General features: G+C 62.9%; 14 protein-coding genes. 9 read left to right on the forward strand and 5 right to left on the reverse strand.

The genetic code is table 11. The features are described 5' to 3' along the window. Positions 1 to 51: 51 nt before the first annotated feature. From dnaG to KIH81_RS10435, 7 genes are all read left to right on the forward strand, one after another. Positions 52 to 2,154, forward strand: a complete 2,103-nt coding sequence (gene dnaG, locus KIH81_RS10405; protein ID WP_214305254.1) for a DNA primase — start codon at positions 52 to 54, stop codon at positions 2,152 to 2,154. 726 nt (positions 2,155 to 2,880) lie between these two features. After that, positions 2,881 to 5,313: a transglutaminase domain-containing protein gene (locus KIH81_RS10410; RefSeq protein ID WP_214305255.1), complete on the forward strand. Its 2,433-nt coding sequence runs from the start codon at positions 2,881 to 2,883 to the stop codon at positions 5,311 to 5,313. A 147-nt stretch (positions 5,314 to 5,460) separates the two neighbouring features. After that, the gene (locus tag KIH81_RS10415) at positions 5,461 to 6,108 is read left to right on the forward strand and encodes a hypothetical protein (protein WP_214305256.1); all 648 of its coding nucleotides are present in this window, start codon (positions 5,461 to 5,463) and stop codon (positions 6,106 to 6,108) included. 5 nt (positions 6,109 to 6,113) lie between these two features. After that, positions 6,114 to 6,374: a helix-turn-helix domain-containing protein gene (locus tag KIH81_RS10420; protein ID WP_214305257.1), complete on the forward strand. Its 261-nt coding sequence runs from the start codon at positions 6,114 to 6,116 to the stop codon at positions 6,372 to 6,374. 227 nt (positions 6,375 to 6,601) lie between these two features. After that, positions 6,602 to 7,477, forward strand: a complete 876-nt coding sequence (pdxS, locus tag KIH81_RS10425) for a pyridoxal 5'-phosphate synthase lyase subunit PdxS (protein ID WP_109057582.1) — start codon at positions 6,602 to 6,604, stop codon at positions 7,475 to 7,477. A 175-nt stretch (positions 7,478 to 7,652) separates the two neighbouring features. Next, positions 7,653 to 8,294 (forward strand): pyridoxal 5'-phosphate synthase glutaminase subunit PdxT, encoded by a 642-nt coding sequence (gene pdxT, locus KIH81_RS10430; protein WP_214305258.1) that lies wholly within the window; start codon positions 7,653 to 7,655, stop codon positions 8,292 to 8,294. A gap of 271 nt (positions 8,295 to 8,565) precedes the next feature. After that, positions 8,566 to 10,269: an aminotransferase-like domain-containing protein gene (locus tag KIH81_RS10435; RefSeq protein ID WP_214305259.1), complete on the forward strand. Its 1,704-nt coding sequence runs from the start codon at positions 8,566 to 8,568 to the stop codon at positions 10,267 to 10,269. Between the two features lie 200 nt (positions 10,270 to 10,469). Here the strand turns inward: KIH81_RS10435 and phnX are convergent, their stop codons facing one another. From phnX to KIH81_RS10455, 4 genes are all read right to left on the reverse strand, one after another. Next, positions 10,470 to 11,252 (reverse strand): phosphonoacetaldehyde hydrolase, encoded by a 783-nt coding sequence (gene phnX, locus KIH81_RS10440; protein ID WP_214305260.1) that lies wholly within the window; start codon positions 11,250 to 11,252, stop codon positions 10,470 to 10,472. 181 nt (positions 11,253 to 11,433) lie between these two features. Beyond that, the gene (locus tag KIH81_RS10445; protein ID WP_214305261.1) at positions 11,434 to 12,642 is read right to left on the reverse strand and encodes a 2-aminoethylphosphonate--pyruvate transaminase; all 1,209 of its coding nucleotides are present in this window, start codon (positions 12,640 to 12,642) and stop codon (positions 11,434 to 11,436) included. A 445-nt stretch (positions 12,643 to 13,087) separates the two neighbouring features. Then, a complete protein-coding gene (locus tag KIH81_RS10450; RefSeq protein ID WP_214305262.1) occupies positions 13,088 to 15,970 on the reverse strand; it encodes an extracellular solute-binding protein in 2,883 nt (960 codons plus the stop codon). Between the two features lies 1 nt (position 15,971). Continuing rightward, on the reverse strand, positions 15,972 to 16,799 hold the full coding sequence (locus KIH81_RS10455) for an ABC transporter ATP-binding protein (protein WP_214305263.1): 828 nt from the start codon (positions 16,797 to 16,799) through the stop codon (positions 15,972 to 15,974). Positions 16,800 to 17,416: 617 nt separating this feature from the next. Between KIH81_RS10455 and KIH81_RS10460 the strand changes: the two genes are divergently transcribed. Further along, the gene (locus tag KIH81_RS10460; RefSeq protein WP_214305264.1) at positions 17,417 to 18,595 is read left to right on the forward strand and encodes an anion transporter; all 1,179 of its coding nucleotides are present in this window, start codon (positions 17,417 to 17,419) and stop codon (positions 18,593 to 18,595) included. A 208-nt stretch (positions 18,596 to 18,803) separates the two neighbouring features. Here the strand turns inward: KIH81_RS10460 and KIH81_RS10465 are convergent, their stop codons facing one another. After that, positions 18,804 to 21,074: an alpha-L-arabinofuranosidase C-terminal domain-containing protein gene (locus KIH81_RS10465; protein WP_217624923.1), complete on the reverse strand. Its 2,271-nt coding sequence runs from the start codon at positions 21,072 to 21,074 to the stop codon at positions 18,804 to 18,806. A 248-nt stretch (positions 21,075 to 21,322) separates the two neighbouring features. Between KIH81_RS10465 and KIH81_RS10470 the strand changes: the two genes are divergently transcribed. After that, positions 21,323 to 22,192 (forward strand): MurR/RpiR family transcriptional regulator, encoded by an 870-nt coding sequence (locus tag KIH81_RS10470; protein WP_214305265.1) that lies wholly within the window; start codon positions 21,323 to 21,325, stop codon positions 22,190 to 22,192. Positions 22,193 to 22,196 lie beyond the last annotated feature (4 nt).

The raw sequence follows: 22,196 nt of genomic DNA on the forward strand, positions 1-22,196 counted from the left end.
GGGGCGGTAAAATTTTACCGTGTCCCGAACCAGGCGGTACTCTAGAGAACTATGGTCGGGATGATTAAGAAGGAAGACGTTGAGAAGGTGCGCGCCGCCGCGGACCTGTATGACATCGTATCCGCGACCGTAACGCTCAAGCCTTCCGGCACCGGCACGTTCGTGGGCCTGTGCCCCTTCCACGATGAGAAAACCGGCAGCTTCAACGTGCGCCCGTCGCTCGGCGTCTGGCACTGCTTCGGCTGCGGCCTGGGCGGCGACGTGTTCAAATTCGTGGAACAGGCCGAGAACATCGACTTCCGTGAGGCCGTGGAACTGCTCGCGGACAAATACCACATCGAACTGCACTACGAGAACTCTGGCAAGACGCCCGGCCAGCCGGACGGCACCGGCTCCAAGCGCACCCGTCTGCTGGAGGCCTGCGAGGAGGCCCAACGCTTCTTCGTCTCGCAGATCCTCACCAAGGAGGCCCTTCCCGCACGCAAACTGTTGGGCGGTCGCAACTTCTCCCAGGCCGACTGCGAGCGGTTCGGCTGCGGCTACGCGCCCCAGGGCTGGGACAACCTCGTGCGGCACCTGGCCTCCAAGGGCTTTACACAGAAGGAGATCCTGGATGCCGGCCTCGCCCGTCAGGGCCAGCGCGGCATCTACGACTACTTCCGCGGGCGCGTGACCTGGCCCATCCGCGATTCGACCGGCCGCACGCTCGGCTTCGGCGCTCGCAAGCTGTACGAGGACGATCAGATCGCCGCCAAGTACATCAACACGCCGGATACGCAGCTCTATCGCAAGACCCAGGTGCTCTACGGCATCGATTTGGCGAAATCCGCCATCGTCAAGAAACGTCAGGTGGTCATCGTCGAGGGATACACGGACGTGATGGCCATGCATCTGGCCGGCATCGACACGGCCATCGCCACCTGCGGCACGGCGTTCGGCGCCGAACATGCCAAGATCGTGCGTCGACTCATCGCCGACGATTCGCTGGGTGCGGTCCAGCTGGTCGGACCCCTGAAGGTCAAGGACCAGCCACTGAGCTCGCGCATCGTGTTCACGTTCGACGGCGATGCGGCCGGTCAGAAGGCCGCCCTGCACGCCTTCGGACTCGATTCCGCGTTCCTCTCGCAGACCTTCGTGGCCGTGGCGGACGACAACCTCGACCCGTGCGACCTGCGGATCGAACGGGGCAACGAGGCCGTGCGCTCGCTCATCGCCGGGGCCAAGCCGCTCTACGACTTCGTGATCGACGCGGCCATCAACCGTTTCGACCTGACCTACACGCCCGGCCAGGTGGGGGCCATGAAGGCCGTGGCACCGCTGGTGGCCCAGATTCGCGACCGTTCCCTCTGGGACGCCTACGCGCGCAAGGCCGCCGGACGTATCGGCGTGGATCTCGAGGTGATGCGCCGCGAGGTCATGTCCGCCCGCCGTCAATTGCATGTGCGGGACGAGGACGCCTATGCCTCGCGTCGCCGGTTCGCCCGCGAGGACGAGCCGCGCATAGAGCCGGGTACCAATCCGTACGCCAACCCGGCCGTGCGCAAGGCGCTGGAGCGCCGGGACGCCGCAGAACAGGCCTATTTCAAGATTGATGACGCCGTGTTCATCGCCGAACAGCAGTTCATGGCCACGCTCATTCAGGTGCCGCGTGCCATCGACCGCACCATGTTTGGACAGCTCACACTGGACCATTTCATGAGCCCGGTATTCCGCACGCTGTTCCAGGCCATCGCGGCGGCCGGGGGACTGCCGTCCGACGACACCCCGCAGGGTCTGTGGATGCACAATCTGACCAAGGCCGGCGGACCAATGCTCAATCAGGTGATCAACGAACTGGCCGTGATGCCGCTGCCGTTGCCCGGCGACGACAAGGGGACCGGCGCCCAGCCGCCGCAGCCGAACGCGCAGGGCATGCCGGGAGGTGCGGCCGCCGTACAGCTGCGTCCCGCCACCAAGGAGGAGCAGCGATACGCCGCCGAACTGCTCACCAGGCTGCTGGACATGGGCTTCATGCGCCAGATCGGTCTGGCCAAGCGTCGCATGGCCCAGCTGCCGGACGGCGAGGAGAAAATCGCGCTGCTCGGACAGATCGCTCGCATGGAGACTGCCCGCAAGGATCTCCAAGCCCAGGTCTACGGCAACACCATCGGATAGGAGGTACTGTTTCTTGGCTCCCGTGGAAAGAAGCCATTGGCGCAGGCCAAGTGGGGGGAGGCCATATAACGCCAATTGACCTTGTCGATGTGGGGAAAGCGACAGCAACCTCCTGACAGCGGGGCATCCGAGTGCTAAGCTCGTGCCCAACGCAAGAGTGGAGTGGAACGCAAAACATGACTCTGTTGGATTAGCCGTGGAATGACTTTTCTCGGCTCCCCTTGTCAGGGGAGCTGGCGGCGAAGCCGACTGAGGGGTAGTCCTGCAGGGTCGCAAACAATGGGGTGCCCGAACCGGCAAGCAGCCGGCCCGGGCGGGTGAGAAGGGGAATCCATGGCGGATCCGCAGCAGGGCAACCAGAACCAAAACCAGGCGAATCAGGGACAATACCAGCCGGCCGGCCAAGGCGGGCCGAACCAACCCATGCCGAATCCAGCTTGGCAATGTCCGGCGTCGCAGCAGCCTCAGCAGTACCCGCACCAACAGCCCCCGCAATCTCCGCAACCACAGCCGCCGATGGCGGGCGCGCCCTACCCGCCGCAGCAACCGGCGCAGCCATGGCCCGCACAGCAGGCGTCGTCGATTCAGCGGCAGCAGCCATCGGCTTGGGCTCCACAACAGTCCCAGCCTCAGCAACCATTCGCGCAGCCGGCACCCGGCCGGCAATACCAATACCCGTCGCAATATCCACAGCAGACGCCGGCTGGGCAACAGCAATGGCGTTCCATGCCCGGCCAGCCCACGATGCCCCAGCAGACGACACCTCCCGTGGATCCGTCCGCTTCTTTCTCCACCGGTAACGTCGCCGGACGGAACCGAGCCTCGCATAAGGCCCATGCCAACACAAACCGCAAATCGAACAGACGCGGCAACGCCGCCGCATATCCCGGCGCTCCCACGCTCAGCCTCACCAAACGCAAGCCTTGGCTCATCCCCGTCGCCATCCTCGCGTCCATCGTCCTCGTCTTCTCCACGGTGTTCGCCGCCGGCTACTTCCTGCTCAAGGCGGACGGCGCCATGGACGGCATCATGGCGGACTCCACCCTGCCCACCAAGGAGCAGGCCTATGCCGGCATGCCCGCGGACCAGTACGATCTACGTGATCCCATCGCCGTGGACACGTACTACAAATTCCGCATCATCCTGAAGAACCCGGCCAAAGTGGTGGCCGATGATGGCATGGGCTTCGAACTTAAGGGTGCGGAACTGTCCGCGGAGGAAAGCGCCCGTGTTTTCCAGGACTCCTCGCTGTCGGTGCCCATCCCCACATACGCCTTCGCCGGCACTCCCATCGGCGACAAGGAAGGCACCGGCACCATCGACATCGACGGCAGCATGGACATCCCCGAGGACATGCAGCACGGCGACAGCATCGGCAAGGACCGCGGATTCCTGCCCTCGGACGGCTACTACTACGTGCAATACCTCGGCGAGGACGGCAAGAAGCTCGCCAAACCCATCGTCCAGTTCTTTCGCGTCAAGGAGCACACGGACATCGAGCGACTGCCGGCCGTGCGCAACATCCAGCCGACCGTCAACAAGAACGGCGGCGTGGACATCTCCTGGAACAAGGTGGACGGCGCGAAATCGTACAACGTCTACACCTACATCGTCTACCCGCAGGTCGGTCAGCCTGGGGACTCCTTCTATTCGGATGAGCACGGCTCCATCAAGAAGCTCGGCGCTTCCAAGACCACGAAACTGCTCTCCATGGACTATGACAAACCGGAGAAGCGCGATTCGGACGTCACCGGACCGGCGGTCGTGAGCCAGAACGAAGCATTCCGGTCATTGATGGTGGAAAGCCAGGACAGCATCGAGCGGTGCCAACAGGATTCGGACGAATACTGCGCCGACCTACTGCAACGCGCCGGCGGCTCGTGGAACGCGGATTCGGCCGGCAAACTCTATTTCGTGGTCACCGCCGTGGACGCTGATGGCCATGAAGGCCGCTGGCATGCCGTAGACGCCAATGACCTGGTGCCGTCCATCCCCGTCGGGGTGGCCAGCCAGGCGCAGACGAACCAGTGGTCCTACAACCTCAGGGGCGTCTTCGGCGAGGACAACACCGTCGAGCAGGATATGGAGGCCTACGTATACACGTTCGTGCAGATGGCGAACGGCGCCACCGTGCCGGTACCGAGCGAATTCAGCGACCTGCGCCGGAAGGACGGCAGCAGCGGCAGTTGGGAATTCACGTACAGCGCGCCCGGAACGCTGCTCAGCGATACCGGCAGCGTGTGGTACGAAGGCGATCTGAACGCCGTGTTCCCGCAGGTCACCCAGACCGCCCTCCAATCGTTGCCGAAGGCCGGCGGCCTGCTTGACCGCCAGCGGGCCGTGGGCGGCGACGTGGACTGGACCGGATACGATGACAAGAAGATCGACTCGGACACCAAGGAATCGCCGTACTTCACGTTCGCCTCGAACGATTACGGCAAGTATCTGGCCAACAACATCCTCAACGGCCATCAGGTCATCGACATCAGCAAGTACGCCACCGACGAGTACCAGTCCAGCACCGAGGACGTGATGGATGAGGTGATCTACCAGAACCCGTACCTGCGTGTGAGCACGGACGCCGTGCAGTACACCGTGCGCAAGAAGGGCGACAAGCTGGTGATGTGGGTCAAGTACGCGGACGACTACCAAGCCCGTCAACAGCAGCTTGACCAGTTCGTCAAGTCGGCCGTCGGGCAGTTCCAGGGCAGCGACCGGGACAAGGCCATCGCCATCGACCAGTTCCTTGCCGCGCATATCACCTACGACTACGATGCCTATGCTGCCGTCGGTTTCGGCCGGGGCAGCTCGTTCGACAACGCCGGCTCCGGCAAGGAGTATCCCGATGCGTGGAGTTCGTTCGGCGTGATCAACGGCAAGGGAGTATGCATGGCCTATGCCTATGCGTATCAGGCGCTCGCCAAGGCCTCCGGACTGGACACCCGCGTGGTGACGGGCAATGTGAGTGGGTCCAGCGCCGGCCATGCGTGGAACTTCGTGAACATCGACGGCCAATGGCTGGTCATGGACTCCACGTGGGACGATGACGGAACTACCGCGTCCGACCGGTACCAGCTCAAGCCCCAGTCCGAAGTGACGGATCACTTCACCGGCTGGGACCGTTGGACCCTCGCCTCGCAGGTCTCCCGCTACAAGTGAGTGGTCGCCCGTGTATTGTGTTCCGGACTTTCCGATAATAGTCGTTTGTCATTAAATATTTAACGACAAACGATAAAAATGCTATAATGGAACCACCTTGGCCCTCATCCTGAAAGGATGCCGGGCAATATCGAATGGAGGTCCATCATGGCAACGACAACCAGCCGCTCCGTTTCCAAGCAAGCCGAACTGCTGGGTCGTGCGGGCACCGCGGCCCTTGTCATCGCGCGCATCGGCACGGTGCTCCTGTGGATCGCCGCGGCGACCACCGCCGTTGTGTTGGTGGCCTTCATCGTGGCGTCCGGGGCGCTGACTTCCGGCTACAACCGGCTGGATCTCAACGTCGGCGGCGTGTTCAGCATCAGCCTCACCGGCCAGGTGCTGGACTATTCGATCTTCCTGCAGCAGTACGACGATGCCCCGATCAACGCGGTGGCCGTCATCGCCACCGGGCTCGCCCGTATGGCCGTTTATGTCCTGCTGGCCTTGGCGTTCGGCCAGATTGCGGCGCTATGCGACGAACTCAAGACCTGGGTGGAACACGCCGATCCGGCCAATCCCTCGCCGTTCCGCGCCGTGATTTCCGAGCGGCTCTCCCGCATGGGCTGGTATCTCATCGCCGCGCCCGCAGTCGCATTCGTCAACTACATCGTCTGCGCGGTCGCCGGTGCTTCCGGCAGCGCCAGCCTGTGGATGAGCGGTCTGCTGGTGATGATCGGCATCATGCTGTTGCTGCTCTCCCGTATCTTCGACTACGGCATGTCGCTGGAGCGGGAAGTGGACGGCCTGCTGTGAGCGAGATGAGCAGAGCGCGCGGCGTCGACGGGTCGGACGAGCCGGAAGGCGAGGGTGGCGGCCGCATCGTCCTGCGACTCGACCGCATCATGGTCGAGCGTGGACGGTCCCTGAACTGGCTGGCCGACCGGGTGGGCATCACCAATGTCAACCTGTCGAAGATCAAGAACAACCGCGTCTCCGCCATTCGCTTCTCCACCCTCGCCGCCATCTGCGAGGCCCTCGACTGCCAGCCCGGCGACATCCTCGAATACGTCAGGGATTGAGCCGGGCTTTCCCTCGGTTCCCTTGCCGATGCCGCCGTCCAAGCCAGCCGGGGACGGCTCTGCGTGATGTCGTGCCGATGTCGGTATCGGCGTTGCCGCAAATTGGTTGGGTCAAGAAACACCGGATTGGCCCCATCCAAATTGGACTGGTTTGGTTGTGCCACATGTGCGTGTCTGATAATGGGCGGGACGATAACCGCAATACATCGCACATAAGGGGACAAATAATGACGCAGAATCGTGCGGAACTCAACCGTAACCTGGCCCAGATGCTCAAGGGTGGCGTGATCATGGACGTGACCACGCCCGAGCAGGCGAAGATCGCCCAGGACGCCGGCGCATGCGCCGTGATGGCCCTGGAGCGCATCCCCGCCGACATCCGCGCGGCCGGCGGCGTCTCCCGCATGTCCGACCCGGCTATGATCAAGGGCATTCAGGAGGCCGTCTCCATCCCGGTCATGGCCAAGGTGCGCATCGGCCACATCGCCGAGGCCCGCATCCTGCAGGCCATCGACATCGACTACATCGACGAATCCGAGGTGCTGTCCCCGGCCGACGACGTCTACCACATCGACAAGAACCAGTTCGACGTGCCGTTCGTATGCGGTGCGAAGAACCTGGGCGAGGCCCTGCGCCGCATCGCCGAGGGTGCGGCCATGATCCGCACCAAGGGCGAGCCCGGCACTGGCGACGTGATCCAGGCCGTGCGTCACATGCGCACGATGAACAAGCAGATCCACGAGCTCGTCTCCCTGCGCGACGACGAGGTCTACGAGGCTGCCAAGCAGCTCGCCGTGCCGTACGACCTGGCCAAGTACGTGCACGACAACGGCCGTCTTCCGGTCGTCAACTTTGCCGCCGGCGGTGTGGCCACCCCGGCCGACGCCGCCCTGATGATGGAGCTCGGCGCCGAAGGCGTGTTCGTGGGCTCCGGCATCTTCAAGTCCGGCGACCCGGCCAAGCGCGCCGCCGCCATCGTCAAGGCCACCGCCAACTGGCAGGACGCGGACCTACTCGCCAAGCTTTCCGAGAACCTGGGCGAGGCCATGGTCGGCATCAACGAGGACGAGATCAAGACCATCATGGCCGCCCGCGGTGAGTGACACTCCATTCGGCTCTCCTCTCTAGGACATTGCCGTGAAGCAAACAGCAGAGCTGTTTGTAGGCAATGTGCGAGACGACAGTCGAGCCAGCAGAACGCGAACGAAGTTCGTCCCTAATTGCAGGACGAGCTGTCAGCTTCGCTGACTGAGGGGAGGCCTCGCAAAAGAGGTAACAATGGTTGTAGCTGTTGAATACATATCCAAGGAAGAATCCGACGACGCCGAAACCGCGAAGCACGGCGTGACCGGCATCCTGGCCGTCCAGGGCGCGTTCGCCGAACACGCGGCCGTGCTGGACAAACTGGGCGCGCCGTGGAAGCTGCTGCGCGCCGCCGAGGACTTCGATGATTCCATCGACCGCGTGATCCTGCCCGGCGGCGAGTCCACCACGCAGGGCAAGCTGCTGCACTCCACCGGCCTGTTCGAGAAGATCGACGCGCACATCAAGGCCGGCAAGCCCGTGTTCGGCACCTGCGCCGGCATGATCCTGCTCGCCAGGAAGCTCGACAACGACCCAAACGTGTACTTCGGCGCGATCGACGCCGTGGTGCGCCGCAACGCCTACGGCCGCCAGCTCGGCAGCTTCGCCGCCACCGCCGACTTCGGCAAGCCCGAGGACGGTAAGGCGTACATCGCCGGTTTCCCGCTGGTCTTCATCCGTGGCCCGTACGTGGTCTCCGTGGGGCCGGATGCCACCGTGGAGACCGAGGTGGACGGCCATCCGGTGGCCCTGCGGCAGGGCAACATCCTCGCCACCGCGTTCCACCCCGAACTCACGGACGACACCCGCATCCACGAGCTGTTCCTCTCGCTGTAGGGGACCCATGATGTAGGCAAAATCTCATGGTGCAGGGATCCTCACATGATGTAGGGATGCAAAACGGCGGAATTCCGCCATTCCCCTAAAACGGCTCCCTACATCATGGGAATTTCCCTACACCATGAGACATCCGACGTGCCACGGAGCGGCACAAGCCCGCTGTCGCCGGCCGCGTGGCGTCGGCGGCAACGACATGCACGCGGTCCAGCCGCATATCATGGTCCACAGGGTACGGCGGCGACCTATGGCATAACGAAAGGCGGCGGACATGCGACTGGAACTCAATCGGCACAGCAGCATGCCGATGTACCGGCAACTGGCCGCCGAACTGCGCGAACAGATCATCTCCGGCACGCTCGCCGAAGGCTATCGCCTGCCGCCCGAACGCGAGCTCGCCGCGCGTCTCGAAGTCAACCGCACCACCATATTGCAGGCCTATCAGCAGTTGAAGGACGAAGGCCTGATCGCATCCAAGGTCGGCAAAGGCACTTTCGTACTGCCGCGCGGCGAGACGCAGATTCCATCGGATTCACGCCCATTGCTGCAGGCATCGGAAACGGTAGCATCGCAATCGGCGTCTCAATCATCATCATCACCGTCACGTCCGGATGCATCACGACAATCCTCGTCGTCCCCCGTGCGACTGGCACGGCACGAGATTCCGGAAACCACCGAACCGACCGTGGCTCGCCCGCCGTGGTCGGTGCTCTTCTCCGACTATTCCAACCGATTCACCTATCACGACATCGCCTCCGCCGAACGTGCGCAACGCGGCGACACGGTGATTGACTTCGCCACCGGATCGCCCAACCCGGCCGACATCCCGGACGACCTCCTGCGCGCGGTGAGCATCGAGGCGTTCGCCTCGCACGAATTCGACGGCCAACCCGAATCGCCTATAGAAGGCTTCACGGAGCTGCGCGCCCTGCTTGCCGAACACATGCGCGACCGTGGCGTCCAATGCGACGTGCGCAACGTGATGGTGCTCTCCGGTTCCGAACAGGGCATCGACCTGTGCGTGCGCGCGTTCGTCAACCCCGGCGACTGCGTGCTGGTCGAACAATCCACGTTCTTCCCCGCGCTGCAGGCCTTCCGCTCCGCCGACGCGCGCATCATCGGCGTGCCCGTGGACGAGCACGGCATGCGCACCGACCTGCTGGACGGCTACTGCGCACGATTCCACCCCAAGCTCATCTACACCATCCCGACCTTCCAGAACCCCACCGGCACCACGTTGCCGCCGGAACGCCGACGTGCACTTATTGACGTGGCCCGCCGCTACCAGTGCCTCATCATCGAAGACGACGCCTACGGCGAACTGTGGTATGGGGGAACGGCAGTTGCAGGCGATTCCCGAGCCGCCGATGACGTTGCCGGAAACGGAATCGTCGCGCGTGACGCTATCGGTCAGCTTGCTGCTACGGAAAAGGAGCGTCGTCCAATACCGCTCAAAGGCATGGAGAACGCCGGATACGTGATGTACCTGTCCACGTTCTCGAAAACCGTGACTTCGGGCCTGCGGACCGGATGGATCGTGGCCGATCCGCATGTGATCTCGCGGCTGGCAGGACTCAGGCGCATGGTGGACCAGCATACGAGCACGTCCTCGCAACGCATCTGCCTGGAACTGCTGAAGGAAGGACGTATCGCCGAACACGTCCGCACGCTGACCGCCGCATACGGAAAACGGCGGAACGCCGCGGTCGAGGCATTGGAACGATTCGCTTCGGCCGGTACGCACTGGACCGTGCCGGAAGGCGGATATTACCTGTGGGTTGCATTGCCTGAAGGTGTGCGCTCGCTGGACGTGCTGGACGCCTGCCGAGCACAGGGCGTTACGTTCATGCCGGGCAGCGTCTTCGATGTTGATGAAATGGACGATTCCCATATCCGTCTCAACTTCGTGCGCCCGGCCGCTGTGGACATCGAGCGCGGCATCCGCATCATCGGCGAGACGGTGACGAGGTTCTGAACGCAAAAGACTCTGTCACACCAAGATCTTGGCTCCCCTTGTCAGGGGAGCTGGCGGCATGGCCGACTGAGGGGTAGTTCTTTCGGATTCATGTCAATCTTGGTTTAACGGGTTCACTGAAAAGCCCTCTGCTCATGCATTGCGGATGATGCGTGAGCAGAGGGCTTAAGCAGGTGAATCCGAAACGGCGTGAAACCGGCTCAGACAATCTGAGCGAGGAGCGTCGGCAGTTCGGCCATCGTGTCGATGACGGCGTCGGCACCGGCGTTCACGAACGCCTCGCGGGCGGCGGCGCGGGCCTGAGCCTTGCCGGCCTCGGACAGCGCTTCGAACTCGTCTTGGCTCAGCGCCATCTGCGAGCTGCCCTCGGTCACGCCGATGGTGAATACGCCGGCGTTCTTGCCTTCGCGGATGTCGGAAAGGGTGTCGCCCACCTTGGCGGCGCGGCGCACATCGGTCACACCCAGCTTCTCGAGATTGCGGAAGACCATGTACGGGTAGGGGCGACCGAAGCCGTTCGTGCCGTCCGGGCTAATCCAGAAGTCGGGGGAGTAGCCGTTCTCGGCGGCCTTCGGCACCACGATCTCCATCATCTTATCCGTGTAGCCGGTGGTGGAGCCGATTTTGATGCCCGCATCGCGCAGAGCGGCCACGGCCTCGACCACACCCGGCTTCGGATCGGCGAAGCCGTCGAGGATGGAGAGCAGTTTGGGCTCGAAGTGGCTGTAGACCGCATCCACGTCAGCGTCGGTGGGGGCGGCGCCGTGGGCGTCCTCCCAGGCGCGGGCGATGCGGTTCATGTGCAACATGGTGTTGATGTGGTCGTGCTTGAGCATGCCCATCGGCTTGCGGGTCTCGTCCATGGTGGGCGTGACGCCGAATTCCTTGAACGCCTCCTGGAAGGCGCGCACCGGCGCGAAGCAGCCGTAATCCACGGTGGTGCCGGCCCAATCGAAAATAACAGCTTCAAAACGGTTGGTCATTGTATTTCCTTTTTGGTCATCGAATGAATGTCATGCGGAAGGCTTGGCGGTGCGGTGTGCGTCGCCCGACTGTAATAAGCAGCGCAGGCGTGTGCTAAGCTCTGCGAGCACACGCCGGAGCGAGGCCAAACGGCCTTGAGTGTGTCGGGAGACGCACACCGCACCGCCAAGCCGTCAGGATTCAGGCAACGAGCTTGACTCCGGCGGGGGCGGCGGCCTTGATTGGGGCGCCCGCCTCGTCCATCGCGGCGATGGCCTCCGGCACGGAATCGGAACCGGTGGCGGCCTTCAGCAGGCCGCGCTCGCCCATGTACAGGGCCAGCAGCTCGGTCACCTTCTCGATGTCGTCGGTGTAGATCTCGCCGATGTTGCCCAGGCGGAACGTGTCCTCGTTGGTGAGCTTGCCCGGGTAGATGGCGTAGCCGCGCTCCTTGATGAACTCGTACATGTCGTGGAAGTCGAACGCGGTGCCCTCCGGGTAGAGGAACGTGGTGATGATCGGGCCCTGGTGATTCTTGAGGAACACGCGGAAGCCGAGCGCCTTCATGCGGGCGATGAGCAGGTGGTTGTTCAGGGCGTAACGGGCGGAACGGGCCGGGATGCCGCCCTCGGCGAACATCTCGTCCAGCGCCTTGGAGAAGGCGAGCACCACGTGGGTGGGGGAGGTGTAGCGCCACTTGCCGTTGGCCTTCTCGAGGGTGTTCCACTGGTCCCACAGGTCCAGGGAGAGGGAACGGGCCTTGCCCTTGGAGGCCTCGAGCTTGGCCTTGTTGCAGATGATGAAGCTGAAGCCGGGCACGCCCTGGATGCACTTGTTGGCGGAGGAGACCAGGAAGTCGATGCCCCAGTCGGCCACCGGGATGTCCACGCCGCCGAAGGAGCTCATGGCGTCCACCATGAAGGTGCAGCCGTGCGCCTTGGCCACGGCCGCCACGGCCTGGATGTCGTTGAGCAGGCCGGAAGTGGTCTCGGAGTGAATCATCGAGACGTGGGTGATGGACGGGTCGGCCGTGAGGTATTCCTCAACCTTGGCGGCGTCCGGGATGCGATCGTACGGCTCGGCGTACTGCGTGTAGGCGATGCCGGCGTGGTCGCAGATCTTGGCCTGACGGTCGCCGTAGGCGCCGTTGGTGCACAGCAGCACCTTCTCGTCCTTACCGATCACAGAGGTCAGCACGCTTTCCACGCCGAAGGTGCCGGAGCCCTGCATGAGCACGGCGGTGTAGTCGTCGGCGTTCACGTGGGCCAGCTCAAGCAGCTGACGGCGGATCTTCTGGGTGATCTGCTGGTAGTCCTCGTCCCAGGTGCAGTGGTCGAAGAGCATCTCTTCCTTGACCGTGCGGGTGGTGGTCAGCGGACCGGGGGTCAGCAGCTTGTATTCGTTTGCCATGGTGGGGATTTCCTTTCTTGGGGTTGCTGCGGCTGAGTCTAATCAGTTGCGTAGTGTCTGTAATCTTCTACGTAGTTTGTTGAAGAAAGACGGAGTGTCGTATGTAGTTCTGTATGTGATGGGGATTGACGTGTTCGGTTGGGGTGTGTGATGCCTGACACGCATCACAACCATCAGCTCGTCATAGAGGCCTTAAGGGTCATCAAGAACTGATGGAACGGGGAAGTGCGAAGTGGGCATGTGTGTTGTAAGACCGTAGGCTTGGCCGAACGGCCTTGAGCGTGTCGCACAACACACATACCCACTTCACACTGACCAAGCGCAATGGGAGAAAACTATTCGCCCTGTGCGGCAATTATGGACTCGCCTACGGCGAGGCTCATCGTTACCTTCGTTCGGCTGTCGCCTCACTCAGGCCTCGCCGATGAACAGTCCACTGGACTGTTCAGTTTTCGGCTCGGCGCTTGCACTCGGACGAGAAATCCTGATGTTCCTGCAGCAGGTCAACGGTCAGGGGCTTGGGAAAGGTCTTGGAACGCTTGGAGGCGTTGGCCGGGGCCTTCTCGCCCTGGTAGAGCGGCGTCGGATAGGTCTTGAGCAGCTCGGCACGGCCCTTGTCGATGATTACGCCGGCCATCTTCTGCGCCTTGGGGTTGGTCTTGGCGCCCTTGTCCAGCACGGCCACCGATTCGGTCAACGAGTAGTTGCCCTCCTCCGGATCCACGTAGTCGATCGGCAGGCCCTTCTTCTTGTCCGCCACGGCCTGGTGACGCAGGCCGAAGCCGATCGCCACCTCGCCCGAGCGCACGGCCTTCAAAGGCCCCGAGCCGGACTGTTCGAGGTGCGGGCCGGCGTTGCGGTAGATGGAGGTCAGGATCTGCTTGCCTTCATCACCGGTGCCGTAGGCGTCCGCGATGGCCTGGATCATGAGCCATCCAGTGGAGGAGCCCTCCATGTCCGGCACGGAGATCAGGCCCTTGTACTGCGGATCGGCCAGGTCCTTGAAGCTCTTCGGCTCGGGCACGCCGGCCTCCTTGAGCGCAGTGGTGTTCACGATGATCGCACCTTCCTGCGCGGTGGTGGGGGAGCGGTATGCGGGAGCCTTGGAGTTCTCGGAGGTGCCGAGCAGCTTGGAATGCACGTCGGTCAGGTCGGCGAACATGTGGTTGCGATCCTGCGCGGAATCCACGTAGTAGGAGCTCATGGTGAGCATGTCCGCCTCGAGCGCCTTGCCTTCGGCCAGCATCTTGCCGCCGAGCTCGGAGGTACCGAAGCTCTGGATGATGTACTGGTTCTTGAAGCCGTTCTCGTCGAGCGCGTGCTGGAAGGCCACCACGGCCTCGTCGTCGGCGTTCGTGTAGATCACCACCTGACCGTTGGTGCTGGCCGTGGCCGTGGCACCGAAGCCGAAGCCGACGAGCAGTACGGTGAGCACTGCGGAAAGTCCTGCGGTGAAGGCGTTGCGGGCCTTGCGGTTGCCGGTGGTGGGCAGCGGGAAGTCGGGCGTGCCGTTGTGCGCGGCCTGCGCGGCGGCGGTCAGTCGGGAGTCGGCGGTCACGGTGGAACGGGCGGCTGCCACCTGCGGGGTCCGTACGGTCACACGCGAGGCGGCGCGGGCGCGGGCTCGTTCGGCGGAACGGTCGCGTGTGGCGAAGGCGATCACGCCCTTGACCACGAGGTTCGTCACGAGGATCAGCAGCGAGAGCACGAACACGTCGTCGAACTTGGCGATGTGCTGCAGTGCGGAGATCTTGGTGGTGATGACCTGCGTGCGCGCGCCGGTCAGGAACACGACCGCGGAGATGGTCACCATCGCGTTGACGAAGTAGTAGCCGAAGACCTGCAAGATCGTGGGCCATGCATTCGGCGTCACCACGCGCACGATGGTCTTGATCCAGTTGTCGCCCATGAGCTTGGCCGTGGTCTCCCAGCCGGCGTTCATCTTGGACAGCGAGTCCTTGATCATCTGGTACGGGGTGGCGAAGTAGTGGATGATGTTCGCGATGATGAGGATCCAGAACGTGTTCTGCAGCGAGGAGCCGGAGAAGGCGAACAGGAAGGCGATGCCGAGCACCATGCCAGGCACGGTGTTGATGATCGCGGAGATCGCGTCCACCGAGCGCTTGGCCCAGTTCGGCAGCTTGGAGCGGGAGGTCACGAGTCCTGCCGCGTAGGCGAACAGGCAGCCCACGATGGCGGTCATCACGGCCACGTACAGCGAGTTGGTGAACACCTGCGTCAGTTCGGAATCGGTGAACATGTTCGCGATGTGCGAGAACGTGGGCGCCACGTTGAACGGCCATTCGGTGACGAACGGGATCAGCAGGATCACCGCAAACACCGACAGCGTGCACACCAGCACCACCACGGACGCGATGCCGCACAGCCAGTCACGGCGCGGTCCCTTGGGCAGGTCCACCTGGCTGATCTGCTTGTAGCGGATGGCGAAGCGCTCCAGCACGGTCATCAGGATGATGGAGATGATCGAGGGGATGAGCATGAACACGGCGATCACGGCGCCGCGGTTGAAGTTCGGGATGGAGCCGAGCATCTGGTTGAACAGGGTCATGGCTAGCACGTCGTACTCGCCACCCACCGAGGTCGGGATGCCGTAGTCGGTGAACGCCAGGAAGAACGACTGAATGAACGCCACGGCCATCGTGCCGATGAGCGGGCGCAGCACCGTGTTCAGGAACGTGGTCAGCGGCTTATCTCCCATGATGTGGGAGACGATGATGAACTTCTTGTCCACGAACTGGAAGCTGTTGTTGATGAGCAGGAAGCAGGTGGGCAGCGTGTAGATCACGTAGCCCATCAGCAGGCCGTTGAAGCCGTAGATGTCGAACAGCTGGTGGCCGAAGAGCCGGGTGATCAGGCCCTGCTTGCCGAAGGAGTAGATGATGGCGAAGCCGTACGTGATGGTCGGCAGCAGCATCGGCAGCTGGGCGAGCAGTCCCACGGCCTTCTTGAAACCGGCCGGCACGTTGGTGCAGTTGATGGTGTACGCCAACAGGAACGCGAGCAGCACAGCCACCAGGGCGGACGTGGCCGAGACGGCCAGCGAGTTGGTGATCGAGCGCAGGAATTCGGGCCGCGAGAGCACGGCGGCGTAGTTGGAGAGCGTGGCCGAGCCGGATGCGGTGGTGAACGAGCGTATGATGACCAGCAGCATCGGCGCCACCAGGAACACGGCGAAGCAGAAGGCCACGATCGCCAGCAGCGTCCACAGCTCGGTCTGCTTCGGCTTGGAGGGCCGGCGCTCGTAGTTGACGATCTCCGGACGGATGTTGGGCAGTTGCTTGCCCGCCTGAATCGATTCGACCGACATCTCAGGCCTCCTGACCGGCGGTGACGGGCTCGGACTGGGCGGTGGAGGCGTTGTCGGCGTCCTTGGCCTTCGCCGCGTCCTCCGCGGCCTCGTTGAACAGCGAGTAGATGTTGTTGCGCTTGACCTCGAGCTGGTGCAGGATGAACTTCTTCACGAAGTCGGAGGCCGGGTGCTCGATGATGTTCTCCGGCGTATCGTACTGGGCGATCTTGCCGTGGTTGATGATGAGCACGCGGTCGCTCATCGTGCAGGCTTCCTCCGGGTCGTGCGTGACCATGATGGTGGTCAGCTTGTACTGGTCCACAATCTGCTTGATCTTGGCCTTGATGGACTCCTTGATCACGCCGTCGAGGGCGGAGAGCGGCTCGTCGAGCAGCAGCAGCTTCGGCTTCATGACGAGCGTGCGGGCCAGCGCCACACGCTGCTTCTGGCCGCCGGACAGCTCATCGATGCGCTTGTTGAGGTGCTCCTCGAGACCCAGCAGTCGAATCATCTCCTTGATTTCGGCCTCGGAGGAGATGCCGGGGTTGTTGCGCAGGCCGTACGTGATGTTCTCGTACGCGGTGAGGTTCGGGAACGGCGCGTAGTCCTGGAACACGATGTTGAAGCCGCGCTTCTCCATCGGCACCTGGGTCAGGTCCTCGCCGTTGTACAGAATCTGGCCGCTGGTGGCGTCCGTGATGCCCAGGATGATGTTGAGCAGCGTGGTCTTGCCGCCGCCGGAGGGACCGAGGATGGACATGATCTGGCCGTCGCCGAGCGTGAGGCTGATGCCGTTCAGGACATGGGTGTCACCGAACGACTTGGTGATGTTCTTGAGTTCGAGCATATTTCGTCAACTTGCCTTCTGTTCGGGCCGTGGTACGCCGTCTGGCGTGTGCGGGCCCGTTGTGATGGTGCCGGGCCGATTGCCGGCATCGGGATCGGTGTTCAGTTGTGGTGTGTTGAGTTATGGGAATTTCAGTTATCGCGGCCGAACCTCACGCCGTATATCTCCATCGTCGTGCAGCGGCGGGCGACGGGAGTCTTACATCGAGGAAAGTTCAGGGAAGCGATGGTGAACAGCGAGTGAAACTACACGAATTACATGTAGCCGGCGTAGTTTTTATGCCTCGATGCGACAGAGCCAATGTAGAACGTGTTTTCGGCTCCCCTCTCTGAGGGGAGCTGTCGCGTAGCGACTGAAGGGAGTCAAGTAAGCCAGCCGAAGGTTGGTCCCGGCCGACATCGAAACCAATCATGCATATATTCATAATTTGTCGGCCGTTCACTCTTTCGTAACCTACGCTTCGACCAAAAAGTCGGAAGCTGAGCCCAGAAAGAAGTAAGTGTCACGGCCGATTTTCGCGAAAACGGTCGGAAAACAGCACGCCGAGACTACGTAATCGACGGCGTGTTCCGATACTATTGACCACGGCAAAAACGCTTGAAAACCCGGAGGAATCGATGCGGCGCATGCTGATCAAGCTGCTGAAAAGTGAAACGATTCTCATTGTCGCTTCGGTGCTCGCCCTGATCTCCTGCTTCATCGTCCCGCCGGACGCCGATTACAAGGGCTACATCCACGCGAGCACCATCAGCCAGCTCATCTGCCTGATGATCGTGGTGTGCGGCTTCCAGCGCATCGGCGTCTTCCGCATCATCGGCTCCCGACTGCTGGAGAAGACCAGCACCATGCGTGGCCTCGTGATCACGCTCGTGGCGCTCACGTTCTTCTCCGCAATGCTTATCACCAATGACGTGGCGCTCGTCACGTTCGTGCCGTTCGCGGTGGCCGTGCTCATCATGGCGGGGCAGGGCGAGAAGACAATTCTGGTGGTCACGCTTATGACCATCGGCGCGAACGTCGGCAGCATGCTCACCCCGATCGGCAACGCGCACAACCTGTACCTCAAGGCCCTCACCGGCATGCCGGCGTCGGAAATGATCGGCATCATGGCACCATACTCATGCACCGCCGCCATACTGCTCGTGGTGGTGATATCCGTGGTGTTCGGCCGTCAGGAGGTCGGAGACCTCGGCAATCTCGAAACCGGTGTGCTGGCCCCCGAACGCAACAAGCACCAGCCCGACGAAATCCGCATCACCGGCTACGGCGCGGGCTACGGCGGCTGGCGTACCGTGGTCTACACGCTGCTGTTCGGCGTGTGTCTGCTGGCCGTGTCCGACGTGATTCCGCTGTGGGCCATGTGCGTGATCGTGGTGGTGACCTTCCTGTTCACCGACCGCCGCGTGTTCCGGTACGTGGATTGGGGTCTGCCGCTCACGTTCTGCATGTTCTTCATCTTCATCGGCAACATGAAGCGCGTGCCTGAATTCTACGAACTGGCGCGCTCGCTGGTGGGCGGGCACCCGCTCGAGGTGGCGGTGGCCTCCAGCCAGGTGATCAGCAACGTGCCCACCACCATCCTGCTCTCCGGCTTCTGCGACCAGTGGCGCGAGCTCATCATCGGCACCAATCTGGGCGGCATGGGCACCCTCATCGCCTCGATGGCCTCGCTCATCTCCTACAAGAACGTGGTGCGCCAGTACCCGGACCGCAAGGGCCGCTACCTGGCCGTCTACTCCGCCGTCAACGTCCTCTTCCTCATCGCCCTGCTAGGCCTGAGCTGGATCATCGAGTAGCAATATCTCGGCTCCCCTTGAAGGACATTGCCGTAAAGCAAACAGCGGAGCTGTTTGTAGGCAATGTGCGAGACGACAGTCGAGCCAGCAGAACGCGAACGCAGTTCGTCCTTAATTGTAGGACGAGCTGGCTCGCGTAGCGAGACTGAGGGGTAGTAGAAAGCGGCCGTGCGGCCGCGGAAACACAGCATCGGCCGCAGGCCGATTCCTATCGAGAGATGACCAGCGTGACGCTGTAGGGGCGGATCTTCATCGCCAGCAGGGACGAAGGCGAAGGTAGCGCGTAGGTCTTGGCGGTGCGTTCGATGACCTCGGTGGCCTCGCCGCGATAGCCGATGACGGTTTTCGCGTCCGGGGCGGCGGTCAGCGTCCGAACCTCCAGATGCACCGGACCGTGGCGTTTGGCGGTCAGTCCGGCGAGCCCATGCGCGATTTCCAGCGTCACATCCACCGAGCCGGCTCCGGTATTGACGATCTTGATGTACCGGTACGGGCTGTCGTCACCGGCTGCGTCTCCGCCATCCGAACCGGTGACGCTGACATACAGGTGCTGTGCCGCATCGCCGCGTTCCACCGTAATGTCGTACGTCTCCGGTCCCAGATGCGCGGCGAACAGCCGCTCTACCTCGTAGTTCACCGTGGGGTTCACATGCGCGGGATTGAATTCGATGAGGTTCTGCGCCCAGCCCTTGGCGGGGATGTGCGCCAGCAGCGGCGCATAGGAGGTCATACGCACCACGTCCGAATTGCGTTCGCATCCGGTCAGGAACGCGGCCTCGCCCAAGGCGGAACGCCACGTGTTCGCGCCCTCCTCGGTCTGCGTCTGGCCGGCGAAGTAGCCGTTGGCCGAATACTCGCCGAAATACACGCCGGCCCCGCAACGTGGGTAACGGTCAAAGCGCGAGGCCTGCGATTCGAACCATTCGGGGGAGTGGTAGGAGTGCTCGTCCACCAGAATCGCGTCGCCCGTGGCCGAGCCGACCGCGCCCAGCTTGGGGTCACGCGCGTTGCCGGCGATGGCGCGGGCATGGTCCCACGTACGCTTCATGGCCGGCCGGAACGGGAACAGTCCGGCGCTCATCACGCATAGTATGTCCGGGTAGCGTTCGTGGATGGCCGCCGAGATGCGGTCGAACTTGGCGACGTAGTCGGCGCCGAAATTCTCGTTGCCCACGCCGATCATGTCCAGTCCGAACGGTTCGGGATGGCCCATGTCGCGTCGGACCGCGGCCCACGGGCTCGTGTCCGGGTCGCCGTTGGCGAATTCGATGAGGTCCAAATAATCCTGAACCACGTTCTGCTGGAACGCCGCCGAATCGATGTCCATATGCCGCGGATCACGCCCCGGCGACTGGCATGCGATGCCGGCGAACAGCGTGGGCAGAGGCTTCGCGCCCAAATCCTCACACAGGCAGAAGTATTCGTAAAACCCAATTTGGTAGCTCTGGCAGTAGCTCGACCCGTCCGACATCTTGAACGACCACATCGAATACTGGGCCCGGCGTGCCTGCAGCGCGCCCACCGTATCCTTCCAACGGTATTCGTTGCCCGGCGTCACACCTTCCACGATGCAGCCGCCCGGGAAACGCATGAACGACGGATGCAGATCCCTGATGGCCTCCACCAGATCGCGTCGCAGCTTGCCATACCGCCACTTCGGGTCGCCAGCGCCCCAGTAATCCGCGTCCATGACCTGCACGAGGTCTAGGTCGAACGCGACCGGGGCCGTTGCGGATTCGATGTCGATGCGCAGTTTGCCATAGTCGGTCGTCTTGCCATGAATCCGCGCGTCGACCCGCACCCAGCCGTCGTCAAGTGCGGTGACGGTCGCGCCATCGGCGGCAACGGCACCGTCGGTATCATCGAGCGTAATCCGAACGGTATCGGTGAGCGGTCGGCCGGACCGGTCGACCACCGCGACGGACAGCACGGCCTTCCCGGACACCGGCCGGACGCACAGACTCACGTCATACGTATGCCCGTCCGTGATGGAGAACGCGGGTTCCTCGCCGTTCGTGCCGCCGCCGTTGTATCCGAGGTTTTCGATGAACGCGGCGGTCGCGGTCGGCTCGGTGACGTCATTGACTGTGCGAACGTTGTCGCGAGACGTCACATCGCCGCCGGCCGCCTCGCCGACGATGATGCGCGCGTACCGGCTGTGCGAGTGGATCGGGGGAGCGGGGCAGGACATGGACGTGTCCACGATCTGGCCGTGCGCGCCCCTGATTTCGGTGCCGCAGCTCATGGCCGAACAGCCGGAGAACCGCCAGAACCGCAGGGGATCGGCCTGCGTGCGCCATCGGTCCGCGCCGGCGAGCCGCCAGGTGTGGTGGTCGAGGTAGACGCCGTCGAAACTGTAGTTGTTCACCATATTGGCGTTCAGTCCGCCGTCCGCGCTGTGATTGATGTCCTCGAAGAACACGCCGTAGAGTCTGCCGCTTGTGTGATGGGTGGGCGCACCCACGCTGATCCGCACCATGGCACCAATTCTAGTAGCGGACCGGCATGACGGTCGAGCCACTTGGAGACCTGCATGCCCCACACGCCGCGGCATCCGCGGCTTCCCTCCTGGCCGGGGTGCCAAAAGCAAACACCTGTATAAAGGTAAACGGCAAAGTTCGCCCACAGTTCATATTGCAGTCAATCCAATCCGGCGCATCCGCCGCCCTCAGCCGGTACGCTCGTAAAACAGAAACGACAAGACGAAGCATGTCAAGGAGCTGACCCGTGCAATCCTCGGTGGGAATACGTGAGCGCATCGACCACGTGTATCCGTCGCTCCGTCCGGCGGAGCGGTCCGTGGCCCAGTACATCCGGGACCACATCGAGGAAGCGGCCGACCTGACCGTGGGCCAGATGGCGGAGATCACACACGTGAGCCAGCCCACGGTGATTCGTTTCGCCCGCAAGCTCGGCTTCGGCGGCTACCGCGAACTGCGCTACGTGCTGCGTCACCCGGATGCCGAGCACAAGGTGGCGTTCAACCCGCTGGCCGGGTTCGACCTGAACCCGTGGGACAGTGCGGACGACATCCCCGCCAAGGCCGTGGACAGCGCGAAATCGCTTATGGATGAGCTGTACAGCGCGTTGGACGGCAAGGCCTACCGCAAGGCGATCGCGCTGATCGCCGAAGCGCGTTTCATTGACATTTTCGGCGTGGAGAACTCCCTGACGCCGGCCATGGATCTGTTCACCAAGCTTGAGTATCTGGGACTGACGTGCCGTCTCAATACCGATGCCTACCTGCAGCAGATCGGTGCCGGCCACCTCACTCATGGCGATGTTGCCATCGCGTTCTCCCACTCCGGCAGCTCGGCCGATACGGTCAAGGCGCTGCGGTTGGCGAAGTCGCGTGGGGTCAAAACCATCGCGATCACCAACGCCGTGGGTGCTCCCTTGGCCGGCTGGGCTGATGTAGTGCTGCTGACCGGGCGCGACTCGCATACCATCTACGGCAATGCGATCTTCTCGCGCGTGGCCGATACCGCGCTCGTGGACATGCTGTACATGGGCGTGATTCTCTCCGATTACGGCCGGTTCTCCACCGCCTTGGACGAGTCCGGCCGCATGATCCGCGACCGCGTCTTCGAAGGTTGAGGCT

Origin of the sequence: Bifidobacterium miconisargentati (assembly GCF_019331675.1) — a bacterium.
In the GTDB taxonomy this organism is placed as follows: domain Bacteria; phylum Actinomycetota; class Actinomycetes; order Actinomycetales; family Bifidobacteriaceae; genus Bifidobacterium; species Bifidobacterium miconisargentati.